We start from the raw sequence: 21,459 nt of genomic DNA, 5'->3' as shown, positions 1-21,459 counted from the left end.
TACTCCTTTAATCCAGTTCAGGCGTGTATGGGCTCATACAGGCTCATAGCGGCTCATAGCGGCTCATAGAATTTTTAGCCGAGCTTATAGACCGACCAGCGTCGTTCACCCTGCTGTATCAGTGCACCCTTATCTTTCATGCGCTTGAGCAGTTTTGCCGCCTGATCAGGCGAGAGCCGGCAAAGATCCATTACTTCAGCGCGCTGAATCTGCCCATGCTGCTGCACATAGTTCAGCACCATTTGCTCATGTTGAATGGGTGTGAAGCCTGCCTGGCGGGTATAACCGGCCTTGTCGCCTACGGCCTGGTACAGGCTGGCCGACAGCGTATAGCTGCGCCCTCGGGTAGAACCGTGAGCCTCCACCAAGCCGGCTTCGGTCAGGGCTTCCAGGGTGCGTTTGGCGCTGGCGGTGTCGCGCTGGATCTGTACGGCCAGTTCGTCGGCCGTGACGCGCTTGGTCTCTCGCAGGGCGGCGAGGGCGATCAGGCTGTCGATGGGCAGCTCGGCGTTGGTGGCGCGCTCGTGCTCGACTACCAAGCGGCGGAAGTCCAGGTCGGCCTCGGCTGTGGGCAGGCGCAGCACCACGCTCTGGGCGGTGGTGTAGCTGTAGTCTGGGGCCGGTCGGCCGAATTTGAGCATACCGCGAAAAATCTTGTCCACGCCTCGGCCGGAGCGTTCGACCACGCCGACACGCTTCATGGCGTCGGCCAGCGCCGGGTTGCGCGGGCGCGGTTCGGTCACCAGCAGGTTGGCCAGGGTCACGCCATCGACCAGGCCACCGGGGTTGCTGACCACTAGGGCATCGTCTTCCAGGCGCACATGCACCGCGCCCCGGCCGTGGTAGTCACGGTGGACCAAGGCATTGGCTACGGCTTCACGGAAGGCGCCGAGGTCGACCTTAGGCACCGGCACGCGGAATAGGCCGACCTGTAGTTCTTCCTCGGGGTTGTAGGGGCGAAAGTTGGTTTCCAGCCAGTCCAGTGCCTTGAGCAATGGAAAGCGGCGAAACTCGTTGAAGCGCACTGCCTGCTGGGCCAGCACCTGGAAAGCGAACTCATGGGTGGGCACCAACTGGCGCAGGGAGGTTTCTCGGCCGATCAGTAGCAGGCCTGTAAGGGTCGGCACGCGCGTACCGTCCGGCTGGCGCGCAGTGAGCAGCAGTGCGCCATCCAGGGCTTCGTCGTCCAGTTCCAGCAGCACGCGGTCGCCGCCGTATTGCTGCACTGCTTGGCGCAGGCGCTCACGCTCCAGCGGGTCGAGATCGGCCAGGGTGGCGCCGGCTACTGGCTGGGCGGAGACATCGAGCAGGCCGAAGCTGCCTGCGCGGCTGCTGCGCTCATGGGGCAGCATGGCTATGCATTCGGGGGTGCCATCGTGCTTCAAGCGACGGCGCAGGTAGACGCCGCTGGTGGTGGCTACCTCGCCCTGGGTTTTGGGCACATGGATACGCGCCACGGTCACACCATCCAGGTCGACCGCCTCGGCCTGTACGTTCAGCGATGGCGAGGTGCGCGCTGCGATCATGCCGGCCAGGCCCTCCAGCAGGCGATGCTCGGGATGCAGGCCGGTGGGAGTGCCGTCGTCCTCGACACCTAGCCATAGCTCGCCGCCTTCGGCATTTGCCAAGCAGACCAGCGCTTCGATTAGTTCGCGGTCGGGGAGCTTGCTGCGGTCGCTCTTGAATTCGACGGTGAGGGATTCGCGAGGTGGCAGGCGCTGGGGCATGTCAGGCTTCCGTAGGGGCAGCAGTTAGCTGCGTTGACTCCAACAACGGAGTGACACGCACACGGCCGGTCAGTAGGTCATCCATCAGGCCGTTTTTTTCCTGTTTTAGTTTTTCAAGCATGGCCAGTTCTTGCCGGAGCTTAGAGGCCAAGGCCTTGGTCCGATCACTGATCTCTTTTTGCTCCTGCAAGGGAGCGACAGCCACGAGCAAGTTTCGGATAGCCGATTGACTGATGTTCTTCATGCTCATGCTGGTGCCAGTTGCTGAAATCTCAATCTGAGACCGGACATACGGCTGTTGCAAGCAAAGAAATAAATACTCCTTCGAAGCCATGCCATCATTTACCAACAAGCGCAGCGTCTTGTCGCAGAGCATTAATTTTGGTTGTGGCTCTTCTACCAGACATGCCATTCCAACAAGTTCGGGAGTATTTGCACGCGTAATCAAGAGATCGCCTGAGTGCACCTCATAAGCAGGATTAACAAGAGATGCATGCTCTACAAGCTTGTTTTGGTCAGACCGGAATCCGTCGGGATGAACAGCGCTCACCTTCAGTACGCCCCAATTTCCAGAGGGAGCTGGAGTATCGGAGCAGTTCGGGCTTTTTCCCGCCTCGATGTCAGTAAGCAATGCAGAGATTGATCGTAAATCCCATTCCCTCGGAATCAGTCCCAACGGTGACTTCTTGTAGAGCTGGGGCGCTTCGCTCTGCGCTGGGCGCAATTGGCCGTTGGCGTCGATGCCTCGGGTCAGCAGGTCGTGCAGCAGGCCCTGCTTGACGGCCTTAAGCTTGCCGATTAACGTCTCGGTTTCGCGAATGGCGGTGTCGAAGATATCGAGGATATGGGCAATTCCTTGCTGCTCCTGAACTGTTGGAACAGGAAGCGCGCTTGCTTTAACAGGTTTACGGCTTAGCTCTAACTGATTGGTCGATCCAGCGTAGCAAAATCGCTCAAGGTGGCTCTGTCCCCAAGACGTACGCAGCACGGCATTGAGCCATCTTCCATCAGCGGCTTCAGCCCTTGGCCGAAGCACGGTGACATGCCCGTCAACAATAAAGACCGCGTCATGATCGAATACAACCGATCGGCCAATAGTCCCTGTGCCGGTAGAGTTCAGCAGGACATCACCAGACTCCGGGCGCAGCACATTACGCATCGCTCGATCTGCATGAGGGCGGGCAAACTCAGGAGCGAAGCGAGATGTGGTGACACACCGCTGACCGATGGCCAAAACGCTGCTGCCCTCCACATAAACCGGTGCCGTGCCTCGGGAAATCAGGCTGCACAGTTCATCGAGCTTCTTTTTTGGCCATCCTGCCTGATTGGGTATCGAGATTTCCAAAGGTAGGAACTCTTGCTCAGACATACCCCAGCCCCTTCAAGAATCCTTGCAGTGCCTGCGCCGCCGCATCGCGTTTCTGTTCTATCTCGTTCAGCGTTACTCGGTATTTATCCCACCAGTTTTCGAAGGCAGCGACGATTAGCTTGCGTTGGGCCGCGATATAGCGCTCAACGATGGCCTGCATATCGTTGTGCAGGATGGTCAACAGCAGTTCGGCGGCCTGCTCCTCGTCCAGGCCGTCGACCGCCTGGTTCAGATGGGTGGCGAAGTTTTCCTGCAGAGACTTGAGCTGTTGCTTCACCTTTACCAGCTCGGCCTTCCAGGCCTTGAGCTGCGCTTCGTCGACAGGGTTTTCCTCTTCGTCGACATATGCTGCGCTGTCGGCCTCGTCAGCCCCTTCCCCTTTAGCTGGAGTGGCGGCCTTGAGCTGACTATCCAGCTCGACCTTTTTCGCTTCCAGCTCGGCCAACTCGGCAACGAAATCACCAAGCAGGAATCTCACCAGCTTGTGCTCCAGCGGGCTTTGCTTGCTGGTCTTGTCTTCCAGGGCGGTGATGATGCTGGTGCGCCAGGCGTCAATCACGCCCCGGATGCCGCGGGCCATCAGGCCGAGGAAATCGTATTTACTCTGGTACCAGAAGCCGGCGACGATGCCCCGGACCTGGAAGGGGTCAAGCAGACCGATGCCTTCCAGCGTCTGGCTAAAGCTTGCTAGCAGTTCGCTGCGCAACTCGACCAGCGCGGCGCTGTTTTCCTGCTTCCCAGCAAGAGCGGTGATACGTGGACTGTGTATGTGCCACCAAGTCTCGAAGGCTTCACGCAGGGCGGTTTCCTTGGCCTGCAGACCGACGTTGCCTTCTATGGCCGGCTTGAGGTCGGCTCGGCGATTCAGCTCGGTGCGAAAGTCGAAATACTGCGCGTCGCGCGCCACGAAGAGGTCCTGCGGATCGACGCCATGGGCGGCAAATAGCGAAGCTTTCGCTTCGACTTCGGCTTTGGGCACCCCGCCCAGCAGGTGGGCACGCACATCATGCGGCTCGGGTGGCGGTGCGTTATCCACATAGCGGCGGATATTCAGGTTGTAATCATTGTCGCGCAGGGTGGCGATATCCACCACGTCGCTGAGGCCGTCGATCTGGCGAAACTCATCGAAGGCGGTAGTGATCTTCTCGATGTGCTCGGGCAACAGGTAGTTCTGCGCACGGCCCTCAAAGTATTCGCGGTCGGCATTGATAAACAGCACCTTGCTCTGGCGCTCGACAGGCTTGGCGCTGACACGGTTGGCGCCTTCCTGCTTTTGTTGGCGCAGGATCAGGATGCAGGCGGGAATACCGGTGCCATAGAACAGGTTGGCCGGCAGGCCGATCACGGCTTCGAGCAGGTCGTTCTCGATAATGCCAGCGCGGATGCCGCGTTCCTCACCGCCCCGGAACAGCACGCCGTGGGGCAATACGGTAGCGATCATGCCCTCGTCGTGGGTTACGGCGAGCATGTGCTGGAGGAACATCAGGTCGGCTTTTTTCGAGCCCAGTGGCACCTCACCGAAGCGGAAGCGCTGCTCGCGGAAAGTAGGATTCCAGGCCAGGCTGTCATCCGGATTTTTCTCGGTATGGCCCCAGTTGATGGAGAACGGCGGGTTGGTGAGGATGCGGTCGAAGCGGCGCAGTTCGCCGCCTTCGATATGCCGTGGGTTGGCCAAGGTATCTTCGTTCTCCAGCCCGTTGCCGCTGATGCCATGCAACAGCATGTTCATCCGTGCGATGGACCAGACGGTGCCGTTGAATTCCTGGCCGAACAGATTGGCCTTGCGACCGTCTTCGCCGTGCTCGTCCATGTATTCCTTGGCGGCAATCAACATGCCGCCCGAGCCACAACACGGGTCGTAGATGTCGTGTTCGAGGCGTGGCTTGAGCAGGTGAACCATCAACCGCACTACCGCGCGCGGTGTATAAAACTCGCCGCCCTTCTTGCCGGCCGAGTCGGCGAACTCGCCGATCAGGTACTCGTAGGCGGCGCCGAGCAAGTCGGGGAACTCGAAGTCGCTGTTGCGCAGACGCACCTCACCGAAGTGGGTGATGAGCTGGCGCAGCTTCTGATCGGGAATCTTGCTCTGGCCGACCTTGCGGGTGAAGTCGATGTGCTCCAGCACCCCTTCCAGGTCCGCATTGTTGCCCTCGATGCCGGCCAGCGCCTTGTTCAACAGATCGCCGACATTGATGTGCGCTTCGTTGAGTACGTACCAGAATCGCGAATGGATGGGCACCCAGAAATTGCCATGAAGCTTGTACCAGCGCGGATTTTCCGCCATGGCACATGCCTCGGATTTACTCATGCCGGCATTTATCTGATCGGCAACCACCTGTTCATAGCGCTCTTCGAATACGTCGGAGCAACGCTTGAGGAACAGCATGCCAAAAATGTATTCCTTGAACTCCGAGGCATCCATCTTGCCGCGCAGAATATCGGCAGCCTTGAACAGATGGCGTTCCAGTTGTTGCAGCGTGAGGGGCATTGCGGAATCTCTTCTGGACACTCAGGAACGGATGCTGATCCTGATGGTATTAAATGCCGGGGATTGTATCCCAATCCAGGCTCGGCACTGAGCAGACTCGGTTGTACATGGGGCAGGTTGGGCGGCGCAAGACTGGATGTCCGGACGCTTGAATGCCGTCGCTGCGAAGGTAACTAGAGATTTCAGACATTAAAAAGCCGGCTTTTGGCCGGCTTCTCGTTGACTGATTCAGTTCGTTTTTGACAAACCTCACCAGCCTTCAAAACGTACACCCGGCTCTTGCGGCCGGCTGTGGGACTTGGTCAGAAAGTGATCTGCCTTGTCGGTGCGAGGCTTGGGCTCGCGAATGTGGGGCGCAGGATACTCGGGTTTGCTTTGGAAGCCCAGGGGTAAGTGGTGTGGAATCATTGGGTTAGGGGTTGTTCAGGGGGAGAGTAGGGGGCTGCTGCGCAGCCCAGCGGGGATAAATCCCCTCGCCACAAAAGCTTCTCGCCACAAGGGGAGTCCTCACCATATGGAGCTTCTCGCCATAAGGGGCTCTTAGCCAGATGGAGCCTTCTCGTTATACGGAGCGCCTGCCATGGTCTTTCTATCTGGGTTGCTCATTCGTACAGCGGCGGCCTCTGCTTGTTCAGCGTGGACCACCAGAACACCCACCCAATCACCCGGATGTTTTGCGCATCGATCTGTTCGGCACTGAAAACCTCGTCGGGGTACGCCGTATTGTTGTGGCTACGCAGGCGCAGTCGGTTACCGGGAACGCGGTGCAGGTATTTGATGCGGAGCATGCCGTCGTGTTCGAGGGCGTAGATTTGGCCGTCGACGATGTGGGTCAGGCCGCGGTCGATGGCGAGGGTGGAGCCGTCTTCGATGCGTTCGGCCATGCTGTCGCCGACCATGGTGGTGCAGATGGCGTCGCTGGGGTCGATTTCCAGGGTTTCGAGGTGGCTGCGGGGCAGGCGGATGGCGAGTTCGGGGATTTCGATGATGTGGGTGTCGGGTTCGCCGGGCGCGATGGGGGCTTCCTTGTAGAAAGGCAGTTCGATGTCCGTGGTTTCCGGGACGCTGTAGACGCCTTGGTCTTCGGCGGCTTCGTAGGTGGTGCCAGGCCCCAGGCCCAGTGGGGTTTGAGGGCCTTCGCCGGTGGCGAGCCACTGTGGGCTGACCGTCAGCAGGCTGGCGATGGAGTGGATGCGTCCCGGTGGGATGCCACGGTTGAACCAGTTGTTCACGTGCTGCGATTTCACGCCGTACAACTTCGCGAAGTCGGCGGATCGGATGTGGGCTTCTTTAAGGAGGGCTCTGAAGCGGTCGCCACTGGAGATCATTTTCATAAACGGAAAGTTTAGGGGCGAGGCTGTTTTCGGCAATAAACAAGTCGTTCAAATTTATAAGATGATCTTTCCGTTTGCGGGATTTGAATTGAGAGTGGTAAACGCAATTAAACGCTGCCAATACATCTTTGTATTAACTTTTATTCAGGTATAAAAAAACCCCGGTGCATGCCGGGGTTCTTCTTCAATTCAGTTTCAGCCTTTGTAGGCGGCAACCGACTTGGTGATCGCTTCGCGGGCGGCGTCTGCGCCGGCCCAGCCTTCGATCTTGACCCACTTGCCTTTTTCCAGGTCTTTGTAGTTCGCGAAGAAGTGCTCGATCTGCTGGATCAGCAGGGCTGGCAGGTCGGTGTATTCCTTCACGTCGACGTACAGTTGCGACAGTTTGTCGTGGGGTACGGCGATGACTTTGGCGTCGCCGCCGCCGTCGTCGGTCATGTTCAGGATGCCGACTGGACGGGCGCGGATAACCGAGCCTGGGGCCACTGGGTAAGGGGTCACGACCAGCACGTCGAGGGGGTCGCCGTCGTCGGCCAGGGTGTTAGGGATGTAACCGTAGTTGGCCGGGTAGAACATTGGGGTGGCCATGAAACGGTCAACGAACAGGCAGTCGCTGTCCTTGTCGATTTCGTATTTGATCGGGGCGTGGTTGGCCGGGATTTCGATCGCGACGTAGATGTCGTTCGGCAGGTCTTTGCCAGCCGGAATCTTGCTGTAGCTCATTGGGCGGTGCCCCCGTTAGATGACCAGGTGACTGGTCGGATTGACCAAAAAGTGGCGGCGATTATAGGCATATTCGGCCGCTGTTGCCATGTGCTCAGGGTCTTAGAGACTTTGGTATGACGCCTGATAGACCGGATCTTGCGCTTGAAGTTGCCGCAGCCGGGCCAACGGATCCTGGCGGTAGAACGCCATGAGTTGCGCGTAGACCTTCGGATAGGCCTGGTGCAGCAGGTCCGGGGCGCTGAAGAAGTATTCGCTGGTGACGGCGAAGAATTCCGCCGGGTTTTCCGCGGCGTAGGGGTCGATGGCGGTTTCGGTGTCCGGGTTGTGGTCGAGTTGGCGGTTGAGGTCGTCGAAGGCGTGTTGCATGGCCTCGGCCCAGTCGCTGACGCGCATGTCGGCGTGCAGCGGTGGCAGGCCGTTGGCGTCGCCGTTGAGCATGTCGAGTTTGTGCGCCAGTTCGTGGATCACCAGGTTGTAGCCGTCCCAGCCGCCGCTGGCCATCACGCCGTCCCAGGCCAGGATGATCGGGCCTTGGGGCCAGGCTTCGCCGCTGTGTTCGCCGTCCCATTCGTGTTCGATGCCGCTGGCGTCGCGATGGCGTTGGGGGCTGAGGAAGTCGTCGGGGTAGAGGACGATTTCGTGGAAGCCCTGGTACCAGTTCAGCTCGCCCAGGTGCATCAACGGCAATTGGGCCTGGGCGGCGAGCAGCAGGCGTTGTTCCTGGTGCAGTTCGACGCCGGGCAGGGCGGTGAGGTGTTTGTCGTGCAGGAACAGGACGCAGGCTTCGCGCAGCCATTGGTCCTCGGCGGCGCTGAGGCCGTCGAGGAAGCTCAGGTGTTGGCGCACTCGCTGCCAGGTGTCCTCGGCCACGGGGTGTTTGGCGAGGGTGCGTCGGCGGCGCCAATTGCTCAGGGACCACATGGGTGATCAGGCTTTCGAGGCGCGCTGGTTCAGTTTGCTGCGCACCAGGCTGATGATCATCGGCAGCAGCGATACGAAGATGATGCCCACCACCAGCAGCGACAGGTTTTTCTTGATGAACGGTACGTTGCCGAAGAAGTAGCCCAGGGTGACGAGGCCACCGACCCACAGCATGGTGCCGAGGACGCTGAAGCCCAGGAAGCGTGCGTAGGGCATTTTGCCGACGCCGGCCACGAAAGGCGCGAAGGTGCGGATGATCGGCAGGAAGCGCGCCAGGGTCACGGTTTTGCCGCCGTGTTTGTCGTAGAAGTCGTGGGTTTGTTGCAGGTAGTCGCGGCGGAAGATTTTCGAGTTGGGGTTGCTGAACAGTTTTTCGCCGACGGTGCGGCCGATGAGGTAGTTGGTGCTGTCGCCGAGGATCGCCGCGAGCATCAACAGGCCACCCAGCAGCAGCGGGTCCATGGCGCCACCGGCGGCCACGGCGCCGGCGATGAACAGCAGGGAGTCGCCGGGCAGGAACGGCATTACCACCAGGCCGGTTTCGCAGAAGATCACCAAAAACAGGATGGCGTAGATCCAGGTGCCGTAGTTGGTGACCAGCATGTCGAGGTACACGTCGAGATGCAGGATGAGGTCGAGGGGGTTGAAATCCATGTAATGCACCTGTGCTGGCGGCCCGACTCGGCAGGCTTGTGGGTCTGGCTTGGAGAGGCTACAGGGTTTGTAGCTTTTTCTTACAAGCCGGGGAGAGCGGCATTATACGGGGTGGATTGTGAAGCGCGTGTTGAGTTTGTAGCGGGGGATTTCGGTGTGTTGCCTTGGGGTGAAACACCTGTGGGAGCAAAGCTTGCTCGCGATGGTGGTTATTCATTCAACATTGAAGCGGCTGACAGACCGCTGTCGCGAGCAAGCTTTGCTCCCACAGATCTATCTCCCACAGATCTATCTCCTATGGATATATCTCCCATGGATATGCCTGCTTGCTCGCGATGGCGGCGGGGCAGACAGTATTGATGTCGCCTGACAAACCGCTATCGCGAGCAAGCTTTGCTCCCACAGAACGATCAGTCCGTAGTAACTGGCTCAGATCCCTTCGCTGATCGGCAACACGTAGTTCTTGAACTCGGTGTCTTCTTTAAAGCCAATCGATTCGTAGGTTTTCTGCGCCACTGCGTTGTTGCTGCTGGTGGAGACGCGCATGCGTACGGCGTTGGTTTCCTTGGCCATTTTTTTTGCGGTGCGGATCAGGTGGTCGGCGACCAGTTGGCGGCGGGCGTCTTCGGCGACGTAGATGTCGTTGAGGATCCACACGCGCTTGAGCGACAGCGACGAGAAGCTCGGGTAGAGCTGGCAGAAGCCCAGCAGTTTCTGGTCGTCGTCATCGGGCAGGGCCAAGTAGATCACCGACTCCTTGCGGCGCAGGCGCTTTTCGAGGAACGCCCGGGAAGAGTCCGGGTAAGGCAGTGAGCCGTAGAATTCCCGGTATTTGACGAACAATGGGGTCAGCAGGTCCAGGTGTTCCAGGGTCGCTTGAATAATCCGCATGGCAGGTCTCGCTTGCAAAGGTCGACATAGAGTCTGACAACAACGGCGCGCTGCCGTGCTTTTGATGCTGCCTGAAAGCGGATCAGAAACGCAATCGGACAAACGGATCAGCTTTGGGGCGGCATCAGTAGGAAATTACCTTTCATATCAGCGCCGTTTTCCGACTCTAGAGTGTGAACCTGGGCCTCGTCCTTCAAATTGACACCCGAGAGCTGCCGGCGGCAGGCCTCGCGCATCAGGTAGACCAAGCGATGGGCTGCCATGCCATAACTCAAACCTTCGAGCCGGACGTTAGAGATGCAGTTGCGATACGCATCGGTCAGACCGACCTTGGGATTATAGGTGAAGTACAGCCCCAGGCTGTCTGGAGAGCTGAGACCAGGGCGTTCACCGATGAGGATCACCGACATTTTCGCGCCGAAGCGCTCGGCCACTTCATCGGCCACGGCGACGCGGCCTTGTTCCACCAGGATGACCGGCGAAACCGACCAGCCTTCGGCGGCGATCTGTTCTTCCAGCCGCGCCAGGAACGGCAGCGTATGCCGATGCACCGCCAGCGCCGACAGGCCGTCGGCCACCACAATGGCCAAGTCCACGCCGCCGGGGTGGGCCGCTGCGTAGTTGTCCAACGCCTGCGCCGAGGCTTCGTCCAGGCGTCGGCCCAGGTCCGGACGTTGCAGGTAGCTGTGGCGGTCGGCGGCGGCGCTGTGCAGCAACAAGCTTTCGCGGCCGCGTTCGGCCAGTTGCGCGCGCAGGCCCGGGTGGTCGAATGCCAGGTGCACGGCGTCGCGGGCCTGGGCGTGGGCGTATTGGAAGTCCAGTTGGGCCTGGGTGGGCAGGCTGGTGCCGGTGCGGCCCAGGGCGATGCGCGCCGGGGTCAGGTTGCGCAGGTTCAGCCAAGGGTTTTGCGAATCGACAGTTTCTTTGTCCATCGTCAGGTCACTCATCCCAGGTTAGCCAAGGCGTGACGAAACGCCGGTGGCAGGTTGTCGCCGAACCGCACCCGGCCGTCGGCCTGGGTGAAGATGCCCATGTTCGCCAGCCACTGTTCGAACTCTGGCGCCGGCTTCAGGCCCAGGGTCTGGCGGGCGTAAAGGGCGTCGTGGAACGAGGTGGTCTGGTAGTTGAGCATGATGTCGTCGGAGCCGGGAATGCCCATGATGAAGTTGATCCCGGCCACGCCCAGCAGGGTCAGCAGGGTGTCCATGTCGTCCTGGTCGGCTTCGGCGTGGTTGGTGTAGCAAATGTCACAGCCCATCGGCACGCCCAGCAACTTGCCGCAGAAGTGGTCTTCGAGGCCGGCGCGGATGATCTGTTTGCCGTTGTACAGGTATTCCGGGCCGATGAATCCTACAACCGTGTTCACCAGGAACGGCTTGAAATGGCGTGCCACGGCGTAGGCCCGGGTTTCGCAGGTCTGTTGATCGACACCGTGGTGGGCGTTGGCCGACAGCGCGCTGCCCTGGCCGGTTTCGAAATACATCAGGTTGTTGCCGAGGGTGCCGCGATTGAGGCTGAGCCCGGCATCGTAGCCTTCTTTCAGCACGTTGAGGTTGATGCCGAAACTGGCGTTGGCCGCTTCGGTGCCGGCGATGGATTGGAACACCAGGTCCAGGGGCACGCCGCGGTTGGCCGCTTCGATGGAGGTGGTGACGTGGGTCAGCACGCAGCCTTGGGTCGGGATGTCGTAGCGCTGGATGATGGCGTCGAGCATTTCCAGCATGGCGCAGATCGAGGCAGTGCTGTCGGTGGCCGGGTTGATGCCGATCATGGCGTCGCCGTTGCCGTAGAGCAGGCCGTCGAGGATGCTCGCGGCGATCCCGGCGGGCTCATCTGTAGGGTGGTTGGGTTGCAGGCGCGTGGACAGGCGCCCGCGCAGGCCCAGGGTGCCGCGGAACTTGGTGACCACGCGGATTTTCTGCGCCACCAGCACCAGGTCCTGCACGCGCATGATTTTCGACACGGCGGCGGCCATTTCCGGGGTCAGGCCCGGGGCGAGGGCGCGCAGGCTGTGTTCATCGGCGGCGTCGCTGAGCAGCCAGTCGCGAAAACTGCCAACGGTGAGGTGGCTGACGGCGGCGAAGGCGTATTTATCGTGGGTGTCGACGATCAGCCGGGTGACTTCGTCGGCCTCGTAAGGGATCAGCATTTCTTGCAGGAAATGGCTGAGGGGCAAGTCGGCCAGGGCCATTTGTGCGGCCACGCGCTCGCCATCGTTGAGCGCCGCGACACCGGCCAGAAAATCCCCGGAACGCGCCGGGCTGGCCTTGGCCATCAGGTCTTTGAGGCTGTCGAAGCGGTAGGTCTGGGCGCCGACGGTATGGGCGAATGCGGCCATGGGGCGGTGTCCTCTTGGTTCTCTGGATAACTCACATACACAGTGCACTTCTATATGGCAGGCACCGGGCAACAGGCCCGGCGCCGGTGCACTTCAGATACCTGTGAGCATAGCGTCCACCGGAGCGCTGGAGCGTTGCTTGGCGGTCAGTTGGAAGTACAGGTAGCCGACAATCATGAAGCCCAGGAACACCAGGCCGATCAAGGTGTTGAACCAGGCCATCGCCACCAGGCAGACCACCGCCAAAAACAGCGCAATGCCCGGCACGATCGGGTAGCCCGGCGCGCGGAAGGTACGTTCCAGGTTCGGTTCGACCTTACGCAAGCGGAACAGGCTGAGCATGCTGATGATGTACATCACGATGGCGCCGAACACCGACATGGTGATCATCGCCGCCGTCAGGCTCATGCCCTGCAGGTTCACCAGGCCGTCGCTGTAGATCGCCGCGATGCCGATCACGCCGCCGGCCAGGATCGCCCGGTGCGGCGTCTGGAAGCGCGACAGTTTCGCCAGCCCGCGCGGCAGGTAGCCGGCCCGGGCCAGGGCGAAGAACTGGCGCGAGTAGCCGAGGATGATCCCGTGGAAACTCGCCACCAGGCCGAACAGGCCGATCCACACCAGCATGTGCATCCAGGTCGAGTTGTTGCCGACCACGGCCTTCATCGCTTGGGGCAGCGGGTCGTTGATGTTCGACAGGGTGCGCCAGTCGCCCACGCCGCCGGCCATGATCATCACGCCGATGGCCAGGAACACCAGGGTCAGGATGCCGCTGACGTAGGCGCGGGGAATGGTGCGTTTCGGGTCCTTGGCTTCTTCGGCGGCCATGGCCGCGCCTTCGATGGCGAGGAAGAACCAGATTGCGAAGGGGATCGCTGCGAAAATGCCCGGGATCGACGCGAGGGTGAATTCATTGGAACCCGACCAGCCGTTGAGCACGAAGTTGCTGAAGCTGAAGCCCGGTGCGACCACGCCCATGAACACCAGCAACTCGGCCACTGCCAGTACCGTGACCACCAGCTCGAACGCCGCGGCGATGCTGACGCCGAGGATGTTCAGGGTCATGAACACGATGTACGCGCCGACGGCGGCGAGCCTGGGGTCCAGTTCCGGGTATTGCACGTTGAGGTAGGCGCCGATGGCCATGGCGATGGCCGGTGGGGCAAAGACGAATTCGATCAGCGTGGCGATCCCGGCGATCAACCCGCCTTTCTCACCGAATGCCCGTCGGCTGTAGGCGAAAGGCCCGCCGGCATGGGGAATTGCGGTGGTCAGCTCGGTGAAACTGAAGATGAAGCAGGTGTACATCAGCGCCACCATGAGGGCGGTGACGAGGAAGCCCAGGGTGCCTGCGGTACCCCAGCCGTAGCTCCAGCCGAAATACTCGCCGGAGATCACCAGGCCGACGGCAATGCCCCATAAATGCAGGGTGCCGAGTGTGGGTTTGAGTTGGGTAGTAGAAGTCATAAGTCCTCTCTGTCTTTTTTATTGTTTGATCTGTTGGACTTTCGGGATTGCTGTGGAGCGGGCACGCAAGGCTCATGCCAGAGCGTTGGGGCGATAGTTTGATGGTGTCGGTGAGGGCGCTATCGCGAGCAGGCTCGCTCCCACAGGGGGAACTGTTCAATCCACAGAAAGTGGAGTGACCCACAAATCCCTGTGGGAGCGAGCCTGCTCCGGGCGGCGATCCGACGATAGCTATCTAAAGGGCCAGGCAAAATGACCTGCCTGGCCCCAATGGCTTAGAAGAACCCCAACGGATTGATGTCGTAGCTCACCAGCAGGTTCTTGGTCTGCTGGTAGTGGTCGAGCATCATCTTGTGGGTTTCACGACCCACGCCGGACTTCTTGTAGCCACCGAACGCGGCGTGCGCCGGGTACAGGTGGTAGCAGTTGGTCCAGACGCGACCGGCCTTGATCGCCCGGCCCATGCGGTAGGCGCGGTTGATGTCGCGGGTCCACAGGCCGGCGCCGAGGCCGAACTCGGTGTCGTTGGCGATCGCCAGGGCTTCGGCTTCGTCCTTGAAGGTGGTGATGCTCACCACTGGGCCGAAGATTTCTTCCTGGAACACGCGCATCTTGTTGGTGCCCTTGAGCAGGGTCGGCTGGATGTAATAACCGCTGGCCAGGTTGCCTTCGAGTTTTTCCACCGCGCCGCCGGTCAGCAGCTGTGCGCCTTCGCCCTTGGCGATTTCCAGGTAGGAGAGGATCTTGTCGAATTGCTGCTCGGACGCCTGGGCGCCGACCATGGTGTCGGTGTCCAGCGGGTCGCCGCGCTTGATCTGCTCGATCTTCTTCATCACCACTTGCATGAATTCGTCGTAGATCGACTCTTGCACCAGGGCGCGGGATGGGCAGGTGCAGACTTCGCCCTGGTTGAAGAACGCCAGCACCAGGCCTTCGGCGGCTTTTTCGATGAAGCTCGGCTCGGCCTGCATGATGTCTTCGAAGAAGATGTTCGGCGACTTGCCGCCCAGTTCCACGGTGGACGGGATGATGTTCTCGGCGGCGCATTTCATGATGTGCGAGCCCACCGGCGTGGAACCGGTGAAGGCAATCTTGGCGATGCGCTTGCTGGTGGCCAGGGCCTCACCGGCTTCTTTGCCGAAACCTTGCACCACGTTCAGCACGCCCGGCGGCAGCAGGTCGCCGATCAGTTCCATGAGTACGCAGATGCCCAGCGGGGTTTGCTCGGCGGGCTTGAGCACCACGCAGTTGCCGGCGGCCAGGGCCGGGGCGAGTTTCCAGGCGGCCATCAGCAGCGGGAAGTTCCACGGGATGATCTGCCCGACCACGCCCAGCGGTTCATGGATGTGGTAGGCCACGGTGTTGCCGTCGATCTCGGCGGCGCTGCCTTCCTGGGCCCGCAGGCAACCGGCGAAGTAGCGGAAGTGGTCGGCGGCCAGGGGGATGTCGGCGTTGAGGGTTTCGCGCACGGCCTTGCCGTTGTCCCAGGATTCGGTGATCGCCAGGGTTTCGAGGTTGGCTTCGATGCGGTCGGCGATTTTCAGCAGGATCAGCGAACGGGCCTGGACCGAGGTCGCGCCCCAGGCATCGGCGGCAGCGTGGGCGGCGTCGAGGGCTTTCTCGATGTCTTCGGCCGTGGAGCGCGGGAATTCGGCAATGGGCTGGCCATTGACCGGGGAAGTATTGGTGAAGTACTGACCTTTGACCGGCGCGACGAATTCGCCGCCGATGTAGTTACCGTATTTGCTCTTGAACGAAACGATAGCGCCTTCGGTACCGGGGTGAGCGTAACGCATGATGTTCTCCTTGGCTTTTGTGCTTATACGGGAGGCCGCGCAAAATTGAGCGCCGGTATTCAAGCGTAGAGCAAAGGTCGGGCCATTGCCTTGCAGGGCCCGGAAATCAAGACTTTAGGAGGAGTTCATTGGATAAATGGAGGCCAGTCGTGACGATTGCGATACAGGGAATGTGACACTTTGTGCCATCGGTGAGACAGTCTGTGACTGCCGGGTCGCGCCAGCATTGCAAAGGTTGTTGGGCTGGAGGATGCTGGCCTTCGATGGCGAGGGCGATGGACGAACCGCTTTTGTGGCGAGGGAGCTTGCTCCCGCTGGACCGCGAAGCGGTCCCCCAAAGCCAATTCGCCTAGCCTGATGTACCGCGTGCTCAAGCTTTGGGGCTGCTGCGCAGCCCAGCGGGAGCAAGCTCCCTCGCCACGGGTAATGTGTCTGCAGGTCCAAAAGGTCCTTCGGGAGAATAATAAGAAATGCACAGCAACCACTTAAGTCGCCATGCCCAGCAGGTCCTCACGGTCACCCAGGGCAAGGCCCACCTGCAAGGCCCCGGCAGTGATCCGTCGATTGCTCGTTCCTGGCTGCGCTGCCTGGAGGATTACCACCTCGACCCGGCGCAGAACCTCGCACCGACGGTGCTTGAGCATGGCCGGATATTGGAAAGTCGCGAGCGCCTGCAACAGGTGTTGCACATCGCCGGTACCGAAATGACCAGCCTGCACCAGCAACTTTCCGGTGCCGGGCATGCGGTGCTGCTCACCGACGCGCGCGGCGTGATCCTCAACTGCGTCACCGCCCCCAGCGAGCGCAAGATTTTCGAGCGGGCCGGCCTGTGGCTCGGCGCCGATTGGAGTGAGTCCTGCGAGGGCACCAACGGCATCGGCACCTGTTTGGTGGAGCGCCAGGCCCTGACCATCCATCAAGAAGAACACTTTCGCGGCCGTCACACCGGCCTGACCTGCTCGGCGAGCCCGGTGTTCGACCCCCACGGCGAGTTGCTGGCGGTGCTCGACGTGTCCTCGGCCCGGCCGGACGTGTCGCGCCAGAGCCAATTCCACACCATGGCGCTGGTCAATCTCTCGGCAAAGATGATCGAGAGCTGCTACTTCCTGCGTTGCTTCGACAATCAATGGCTGTTGCGCTTCCACTTGCAGGCCGAGTCCGTGGGGTTGTTCAGCGAGGGGCTGCTGGCGTTCGACGGCGAAGGGCGGATCAGTGCCGTGAACCAAAGCGCGTTGAACCTGCTCGGGCATCTGCGCGGCGGTTTGCTGGGCCAACGGGTGGAAGACTTTTTTGATTGTTCCCTGGACGAGTTGTTGGGCCGGGCCAGTGCCCAGGCCAGCGCGAGTTGGCCGTTGCGCACCCGTGACGGTCGGCACTTGTTTGCCGTCTTGCGCGGGCAGCCGCGCAGCGTGCCGGTGCCGGTCGTTCCGGCGCTTAAAGCCCTCGAACCGGCCCGCCTGCCAGGTATCTGCCTGGGGGATGCGGCGTTGCAGGAGCATTTTCGCAAGGCGCTGCGGGTGTTCGAGCGCGATGTGCCGCTGCTGATCCACGGCGAAACCGGCTCCGGCAAGGAGGCCTTTGCCAAGGCCGTGCACCTCGCCAGCCAGCGGGCCGGCAAGCAATTCGTCGCCCTCAATTGTGCGGCCATCCCGGAAAGCCTGATCGAAAGCGAGCTGTTCGGTTACCGCGGCGGCAGTTTCACCGGTGCCCGCAAGGAAGGCATGCGCGGCAAGCTGCAACAGGCCGACGGCGGCACGCTGTTCCTCGACGAGATCGGCGACATGCCCCTGGCCTTGCAGACCCGTTTGCTGCGGGTGCTGGAAGATCGCCAGGTGGTGCCGATTGGCGGCGAAGCCGAAGCCGTGAACGTGCGCATCATCAGCGCCACCCACCGGCAACTGCTTGAACGGGTGCAGGACGGCAGTTTCCGCGAGGATTTGTACTACCGGCTCAACGGCCTGGAAATCCCCTTGCCGGCGTTGCGCGAACGCAGCGACAAGTCGCAGTTGCTGGATTTCCTGCTGGCGGAAGAAAGCGGCAGCGAGCAGGTCACCCTCGATGAACCGGCGCGCCGGGCGCTGCTGGCGTTCGATTGGCCGGGCAACGTGCGGCAACTGCGCAACGTGCTGCGGACCCTGGCGGCATTGTGCGAGGACGGGCGGATTGGCCTGGAGGACTTGCCGGCGATGATTCGCCAGGTGCGTCCAGTGTTGGAGGAAGCCCCCGTATCTGACCATCCGCTGGAAGATGCGGAGCGACTGGCATTGCTCAATGCGCTGGAACAGACGCGCTGGCACATGACCAACACCGCCGAACAACTGGGGATCAGCCGCAATACCCTGTACAGGAAGCTGCGCAAGCACGCGATTGCTCGTTGAATTGCTGACTGCTGACTGCTGACTGCTGACTGCTGACTGCTGACTGCTGACTGTGGATTGCTGTTGTGGCGAGGGAGCTTGCTCCCGCTGGGCTGCGCAGCAGCCCCCAAGCTTTCCTTTCCACCCAAAAACGAGGGCGACTGCTGCGCAGTCGAGCGGGAGCAAGCTCCCTCGCCACCAAAGCCGGGTGCGCGCATCAACTGTGTACCAGGTTCAAACACAAGGTGCGATTTCCCCCTCCCTACGCTAACCTGCGGCCATGTTTTACGAGGTCGACTATGCACATCCATATTCTCGGTATCTGCGGCACTTTCATGGGTTCGATGGCGGTCCTGGCCAAGGAGCTGGGTCATCACGTGACCGGTTCCGACGCCAACGTCTACCCACCGATGAGCACTCAATTGGAGGCCCAGGGCATTGAACTGACCCAGGGCTACGACCCGGCGCAGCTGGATCCGGCGCCGGACCTGGTGGTCATCGGCAACGCCATGTCCCGTGGCAACCTGGCGGTGGAGTACGTGCTCAACAAGGGCCTGCCCTACGTCTCCGGGCCGCAGTGGCTGGCCGATCATGTGTTGCAGGGCCGTTGGGTCCTGGCCGTGGCCGGCACGCACGGCAAGACCACCACCAGCAGCATGCTCGCCTGGGTGCTGGAGCACGCGGGTATGAGCCCGGGCTTCTTGATCGGCGGCGTGCCGCAGAACTTCTCGGTGTCGGCGCGCCTGGGCGGCACGCCGTTCTTCGTGATCGAGGCCGACGAATATGACAGCGCGTTTTTCGACAAGCGCTCGAAATTCGTCCACTACCGTCCACGCACCGCGATCCTCAACAACCTTGAGTTCGATCACGCGGATATCTTCCCGGATCTGGCGGCCATCGAGCGGCAATTCCATCATTTGGTGCGCACCATTCCGAGCGAAGGCCTGGTCATTCACCCGACCACCGAGCCGGCCTTGCAGCGCGTGATCGAGATGGGCTGCTGGACCCCGGTGCAGACCACTGGCGCGGGCGGGCAGTGGCAGGTGAAGTTGCTCAAGGACGATGCGTCGCAGTTCGAAGTGATGTTCGAAGGCCAGTCCCAAGGCGTGGTGGAATGGGACCTGACCGGTCAGCACAACGTCGCCAACGCCCTGGCGACCCTGGCAGCGGCCCGTCACGTCGGCGTGGTGCCGTCCATGGGCATCGCCGCGTTGAGCGCGTTCAAGAGCGTGAAGCGGCGGATGGAAAAAGTCGCCGAGGTGAAGGGCATCACCATTTATGACGACTTCGCCCACCACCCAACCGCCATCGCCACCACCCTCGACGGTTTGCGCAAGCGCATCGGCGATGCCCCGTTGATCGCGATCATTGAGCCACGCTCCAATTCCATGAAGCTCGGCGCCCACCGTGACGGCCTGCCGGAAAGCGTGGTCGATGCCGACCAGGTGATCTGGTATTCGCCGGCCAACCTCGGTTGGGACCTGGGCGCCACCGCCGCGTTGTGCACGGTGCCGTCGATTGTCAGCGATTCGCTGGAAGGCATCATCGAACGCGTGAAGAGCCAGGCCCAGCCCGGCACCCACGTGGTGATCATGAGCAACGGCGGCTTCGGCGGCCTGCACGGCAAACTCGCCGAGGCGCTGAAATGAACACGCGCCTGGAGAGCAACGGGCCCGAACGCATCACGCTGGCGATGACGGGTGCGTCTGGCGCCCAGTACGGCTTGCGCCTGCTCGATTGCCTGGTGCGCGAAGACCGCGAGGTGCATTTCCTCATCTCCAAGGCGGCGCAATTGGTGATGGCCACCGAGACCGACGTGACCCTGCCGGCCAAGACCCAGATGATGCAGGCCTTCCTCACCGAATACACCGGGGCGGCGGCGGGGCAGATCCGCGTGTACGGCAAGGAAGACTGGATGTCGCCGGTGGCCTCGGGCTCCGGTGCGCCGGCAGCGATGGTGGTGGTGCCGTGTTCCACCGGGACGTTGTCGGCGATTGCCACCGGGGCCTGCAACAACCTGATCGAGCGGGCGGCGGACGTGACGCTCAAGGAGCGCCGGCAGTTGATCCTGGTGCCGCGTGAAGCGCCGTATTCGAGCATTCACCTGGAGCACATGCTCAAGCTGTCGAACATGGGCGTGACCATCCTGCCGGCCTCGCCGGGGTTTTATCACCAGCCGCAGACCATCGATGACCTGATCGATTTCGTCGTCGCGCGGATCCTCAACCTGCTGAACATTCCCCAGGACATGTTGCCGCGCTGGGGCGAGCATCATTTGAGCAGCGATGAATAAGCTGCTGATGGTGGTACTGGCGCTGCAACTGACCGGCTGCGCCACCGCCCGCACCCTCGACGCCGCCAAGCCCGGTGCGCCAGTGGTGTATGCGGGCACGCGCCTGGACCTTTATGCCCTGAACGGCGGCTGCTGCGCCAAGGACCGCTTCGGTGCCGAGGCGCCAAGTTACCCGGGCATCGATCTGCCAGGCAGTGCACTGCTCGATACCTTGTTGTTGCCGTTGTCGTTGTTTACGGCGATGGGGGTGGGGTTTCAGGCCACGGGCGGGTTGTAACAAACACCGCCAAACCCCGTGGCGAGGGAGCTTGCTCCCGCTCGACTGCGCAGCAGTCGCCTTGGGTTTCAGCTTGAAAAGCTTGGGGCTGCTTCGCACCCCAGCGGGAGCAAGCTCCCTCGCCACAATAGGGGTTTGGCTTTGGATCGGGGATGAGCCCATCGCGAGCAATTATTTGCCCAGCTTACGCAACTCATCCGACTCCACCACCCGCACCCCATCCTGCTCTTCCAGCGCCAGGCGCCACATGGCGCGGGCCAGTTGGCAGGCTTCGATGCCGTGGTATTTGCCCGGGATCAGCTTCGACAACGGACCGGCCAGTTGCTCGGCCAGGCGCGGTTCGACGCGTTCGCCCAGTAGCAGGGAAGGACGGCAAATGGTCAATTGCGGCCAGCCTTGGGCCTTGAGCGCCGCCTCCATTTCGCCTTTGACCTTGTTGTAGAAGACCGATGATCGCCGGTCGGCCCCCAATGCGCTGATCACAACCAGGTGCCGTGCGCCCAGTTCCCGGGCGCGCTTGGCGAAGGCCACGACCAGGTCCAGGTCCACCGCCCGGAAGGCGGATTCAGAGCCGGCCTTCTTGAGCGTCGTGCCCAGGCAGCAGAAGGCGATGTCCACCTGGCCGCCGAGCCGGGGCAGGACCTGGTCCGGTTCGCCGACCGGGTTTTCCAGTCGTGGGTGCACGGCCAGTGGCCGGCGGGAGGGCGCCAGTACCCGGGTGATGGTCGGCTCGTTGAGCAGCCGGTCCAGTAGGTGTTCCCCGGTCAGCCCGGTGGCGCCGGCGAGCAAAACATGCTGAGGCGTCAAGTACATAGTGTTTCCCC

Annotated in this window: 17 protein-coding genes; 4 read left to right on the top strand and 13 right to left on the bottom strand. The window is 61.5% G+C overall.

Going from position 1 to position 21,459, the window contains the following annotated elements; translation table 11 throughout:
• Positions 1 to 74 precede the first annotated feature (74 nt).
• The 12 genes from ACODSJ_RS05695 to exaC all read right to left on the bottom strand — a co-directional run bounded on the left by ACODSJ_RS05695 (position 75) and on the right by exaC (position 15,708).
• The gene (locus ACODSJ_RS05695) at positions 75 to 1,727 is read right to left on the bottom strand and encodes an ATP-binding protein (protein WP_489100806.1); all 1,653 of its coding nucleotides are present in this window, start codon (positions 1,725 to 1,727) and stop codon (positions 75 to 77) included.
• Position 1,728: 1 nt separating this feature from the next.
• Positions 1,729 to 3,096 carry a restriction endonuclease subunit S gene (locus tag ACODSJ_RS05690; RefSeq protein ID WP_489100805.1) on the bottom strand — a complete coding sequence of 456 codons (1,368 nt, stop codon included), beginning with the start codon at positions 3,094 to 3,096 and terminating at the stop codon, positions 1,729 to 1,731.
• Positions 3,089 to 5,584: a type I restriction-modification system subunit M gene (locus ACODSJ_RS05685; protein WP_489100804.1), complete on the bottom strand. Its 2,496-nt coding sequence runs from the start codon at positions 5,582 to 5,584 to the stop codon at positions 3,089 to 3,091. Before ACODSJ_RS05685 ends, ACODSJ_RS05690 begins: the two co-directional genes overlap by 8 nt.
• A 602-nt stretch (positions 5,585 to 6,186) precedes the next feature.
• Entirely contained in the window at positions 6,187 to 6,918 is a 732-nt protein-coding gene (locus ACODSJ_RS05680; protein ID WP_489100803.1) for a LexA family transcriptional regulator, read from the bottom strand.
• 195 nt (positions 6,919 to 7,113) lie between these two features.
• Complete coding sequence (gene ppa / locus ACODSJ_RS05675; protein WP_007990564.1) at positions 7,114 to 7,641, bottom strand: inorganic diphosphatase; 528 nt, start codon at positions 7,639 to 7,641, stop codon at positions 7,114 to 7,116.
• A gap of 102 nt (positions 7,642 to 7,743) precedes the next feature.
• Positions 7,744 to 8,565: a M90 family metallopeptidase gene (locus ACODSJ_RS05670; protein WP_489100802.1), complete on the bottom strand. Its 822-nt coding sequence runs from the start codon at positions 8,563 to 8,565 to the stop codon at positions 7,744 to 7,746.
• A 6-nt stretch (positions 8,566 to 8,571) separates the two neighbouring features.
• The gene (locus ACODSJ_RS05665) at positions 8,572 to 9,219 is read right to left on the bottom strand and encodes a DedA family protein (protein ID WP_489100801.1); all 648 of its coding nucleotides are present in this window, start codon (positions 9,217 to 9,219) and stop codon (positions 8,572 to 8,574) included.
• 429 nt (positions 9,220 to 9,648) lie between these two features.
• Positions 9,649 to 10,110 (bottom strand): GNAT family N-acetyltransferase, encoded by a 462-nt coding sequence (locus ACODSJ_RS05660; RefSeq protein WP_489100800.1) that lies wholly within the window; start codon positions 10,108 to 10,110, stop codon positions 9,649 to 9,651.
• A 107-nt stretch (positions 10,111 to 10,217) separates the two neighbouring features.
• On the bottom strand, positions 10,218 to 11,042 hold the full coding sequence (eutC, locus tag ACODSJ_RS05655) for an ethanolamine ammonia-lyase subunit EutC (protein WP_489100799.1): 825 nt from the start codon (positions 11,040 to 11,042) through the stop codon (positions 10,218 to 10,220).
• Positions 11,043 to 11,053: 11 nt separating this feature from the next.
• Complete coding sequence (locus ACODSJ_RS05650; RefSeq protein WP_489100798.1) at positions 11,054 to 12,448, bottom strand: ethanolamine ammonia-lyase subunit EutB; 1,395 nt, start codon at positions 12,446 to 12,448, stop codon at positions 11,054 to 11,056.
• Positions 12,449 to 12,541: 93 nt separating this feature from the next.
• Complete coding sequence (gene eat / locus ACODSJ_RS05645; RefSeq protein ID WP_489100797.1) at positions 12,542 to 13,912, bottom strand: ethanolamine permease; 1,371 nt, start codon at positions 13,910 to 13,912, stop codon at positions 12,542 to 12,544.
• Between the two features lie 275 nt (positions 13,913 to 14,187).
• On the bottom strand, positions 14,188 to 15,708 hold the full coding sequence (exaC, locus tag ACODSJ_RS05640; RefSeq protein ID WP_489100796.1) for an acetaldehyde dehydrogenase ExaC: 1,521 nt from the start codon (positions 15,706 to 15,708) through the stop codon (positions 14,188 to 14,190).
• Positions 15,709 to 16,178: 470 nt separating this feature from the next.
• On the opposite strand from exaC, the gene ACODSJ_RS05635 reads away from it, so the two are divergent.
• The 4 genes from ACODSJ_RS05635 to ACODSJ_RS05620 all read left to right on the top strand — a co-directional run bounded on the left by ACODSJ_RS05635 (position 16,179) and on the right by ACODSJ_RS05620 (position 20,635).
• Entirely contained in the window at positions 16,179 to 18,086 is a 1,908-nt protein-coding gene (locus tag ACODSJ_RS05635; protein WP_489100795.1) for a sigma-54-dependent Fis family transcriptional regulator, read from the top strand.
• A gap of 278 nt (positions 18,087 to 18,364) precedes the next feature.
• Positions 18,365 to 19,714 carry a UDP-N-acetylmuramate:L-alanyl-gamma-D-glutamyl-meso-diaminopimelate ligase gene (gene mpl, locus ACODSJ_RS05630; protein ID WP_489100794.1) on the top strand — a complete coding sequence of 450 codons (1,350 nt, stop codon included), beginning with the start codon at positions 18,365 to 18,367 and terminating at the stop codon, positions 19,712 to 19,714.
• The gene (ubiX, locus tag ACODSJ_RS05625; protein ID WP_489100793.1) at positions 19,711 to 20,358 is read left to right on the top strand and encodes a flavin prenyltransferase UbiX; all 648 of its coding nucleotides are present in this window, start codon (positions 19,711 to 19,713) and stop codon (positions 20,356 to 20,358) included. Before mpl ends, ubiX begins: the two co-directional genes overlap by 4 nt.
• Positions 20,351 to 20,635, top strand: coding sequence for a YceK/YidQ family lipoprotein (locus tag ACODSJ_RS05620; protein ID WP_489100792.1), 285 nt, complete (start codon positions 20,351 to 20,353; stop codon positions 20,633 to 20,635). The genes ubiX and ACODSJ_RS05620 overlap by 8 nt, the downstream gene beginning before the upstream one ends.
• A 171-nt stretch (positions 20,636 to 20,806) precedes the next feature.
• Here the strand turns inward: ACODSJ_RS05620 and ACODSJ_RS05615 are convergent, their stop codons facing one another.
• Positions 20,807 to 21,448, bottom strand: a complete 642-nt coding sequence (locus ACODSJ_RS05615; protein WP_489100791.1) for an oxidoreductase — start codon at positions 21,446 to 21,448, stop codon at positions 20,807 to 20,809.
• Between the last annotated feature and the right edge of the window lie 11 nt (positions 21,449 to 21,459).

The organism is Pseudomonas sp. FG6, assembly GCF_057809015.1.
Note: the sequence above shows the minus strand (reverse complement) of the source record. Positions and strands in the feature narration are given on the sequence as shown.

Coding starts and splice junctions, on each gene's coding strand:
- ACODSJ_RS05650 (WP_489100798.1), bottom strand. CDS start 12,448: ATGGCCGCATTCGCCCATACCGTCGGCGCCCAGACCTACCGCTTCGAC.
- ACODSJ_RS05660 (WP_489100800.1), bottom strand. CDS start 10,110: ATGCGGATTATTCAAGCGACCCTGGAACACCTGGACCTGCTGACCCCA.
- mpl (WP_489100794.1), top strand. CDS start 18,365: ATGCACATCCATATTCTCGGTATCTGCGGCACTTTCATGGGTTCGATG.
- ACODSJ_RS05635 (WP_489100795.1), top strand. CDS start 16,179: ATGCACAGCAACCACTTAAGTCGCCATGCCCAGCAGGTCCTCACGGTC.
- ACODSJ_RS05695 (WP_489100806.1), bottom strand. CDS start 1,727: ATGCCCCAGCGCCTGCCACCTCGCGAATCCCTCACCGTCGAATTCAAG.
- exaC (WP_489100796.1), bottom strand. CDS start 15,708: ATGCGTTACGCTCACCCCGGTACCGAAGGCGCTATCGTTTCGTTCAAG.
- ACODSJ_RS05665 (WP_489100801.1), bottom strand. CDS start 9,219: ATGGATTTCAACCCCCTCGACCTCATCCTGCATCTCGACGTGTACCTC.
- ACODSJ_RS05620 (WP_489100792.1), top strand. CDS start 20,351: ATGAATAAGCTGCTGATGGTGGTACTGGCGCTGCAACTGACCGGCTGC.
- ACODSJ_RS05615 (WP_489100791.1), bottom strand. CDS start 21,448: ATGTACTTGACGCCTCAGCATGTTTTGCTCGCCGGCGCCACCGGGCTG.
- ppa (WP_007990564.1), bottom strand. CDS start 7,641: ATGAGCTACAGCAAGATTCCGGCTGGCAAAGACCTGCCGAACGACATC.
- eutC (WP_489100799.1), bottom strand. CDS start 11,042: ATGGACAAAGAAACTGTCGATTCGCAAAACCCTTGGCTGAACCTGCGC.
- ACODSJ_RS05685 (WP_489100804.1), bottom strand. CDS start 5,584: ATGCCCCTCACGCTGCAACAACTGGAACGCCATCTGTTCAAGGCTGCC.
- eat (WP_489100797.1), bottom strand. CDS start 13,912: ATGACTTCTACTACCCAACTCAAACCCACACTCGGCACCCTGCATTTA.
- ACODSJ_RS05670 (WP_489100802.1), bottom strand. CDS start 8,565: ATGTGGTCCCTGAGCAATTGGCGCCGCCGACGCACCCTCGCCAAACAC.
- ubiX (WP_489100793.1), top strand. CDS start 19,711: ATGAACACGCGCCTGGAGAGCAACGGGCCCGAACGCATCACGCTGGCG.
- ACODSJ_RS05680 (WP_489100803.1), bottom strand. CDS start 6,918: ATGAAAATGATCTCCAGTGGCGACCGCTTCAGAGCCCTCCTTAAAGAA.
- ACODSJ_RS05690 (WP_489100805.1), bottom strand. CDS start 3,096: ATGTCTGAGCAAGAGTTCCTACCTTTGGAAATCTCGATACCCAATCAG.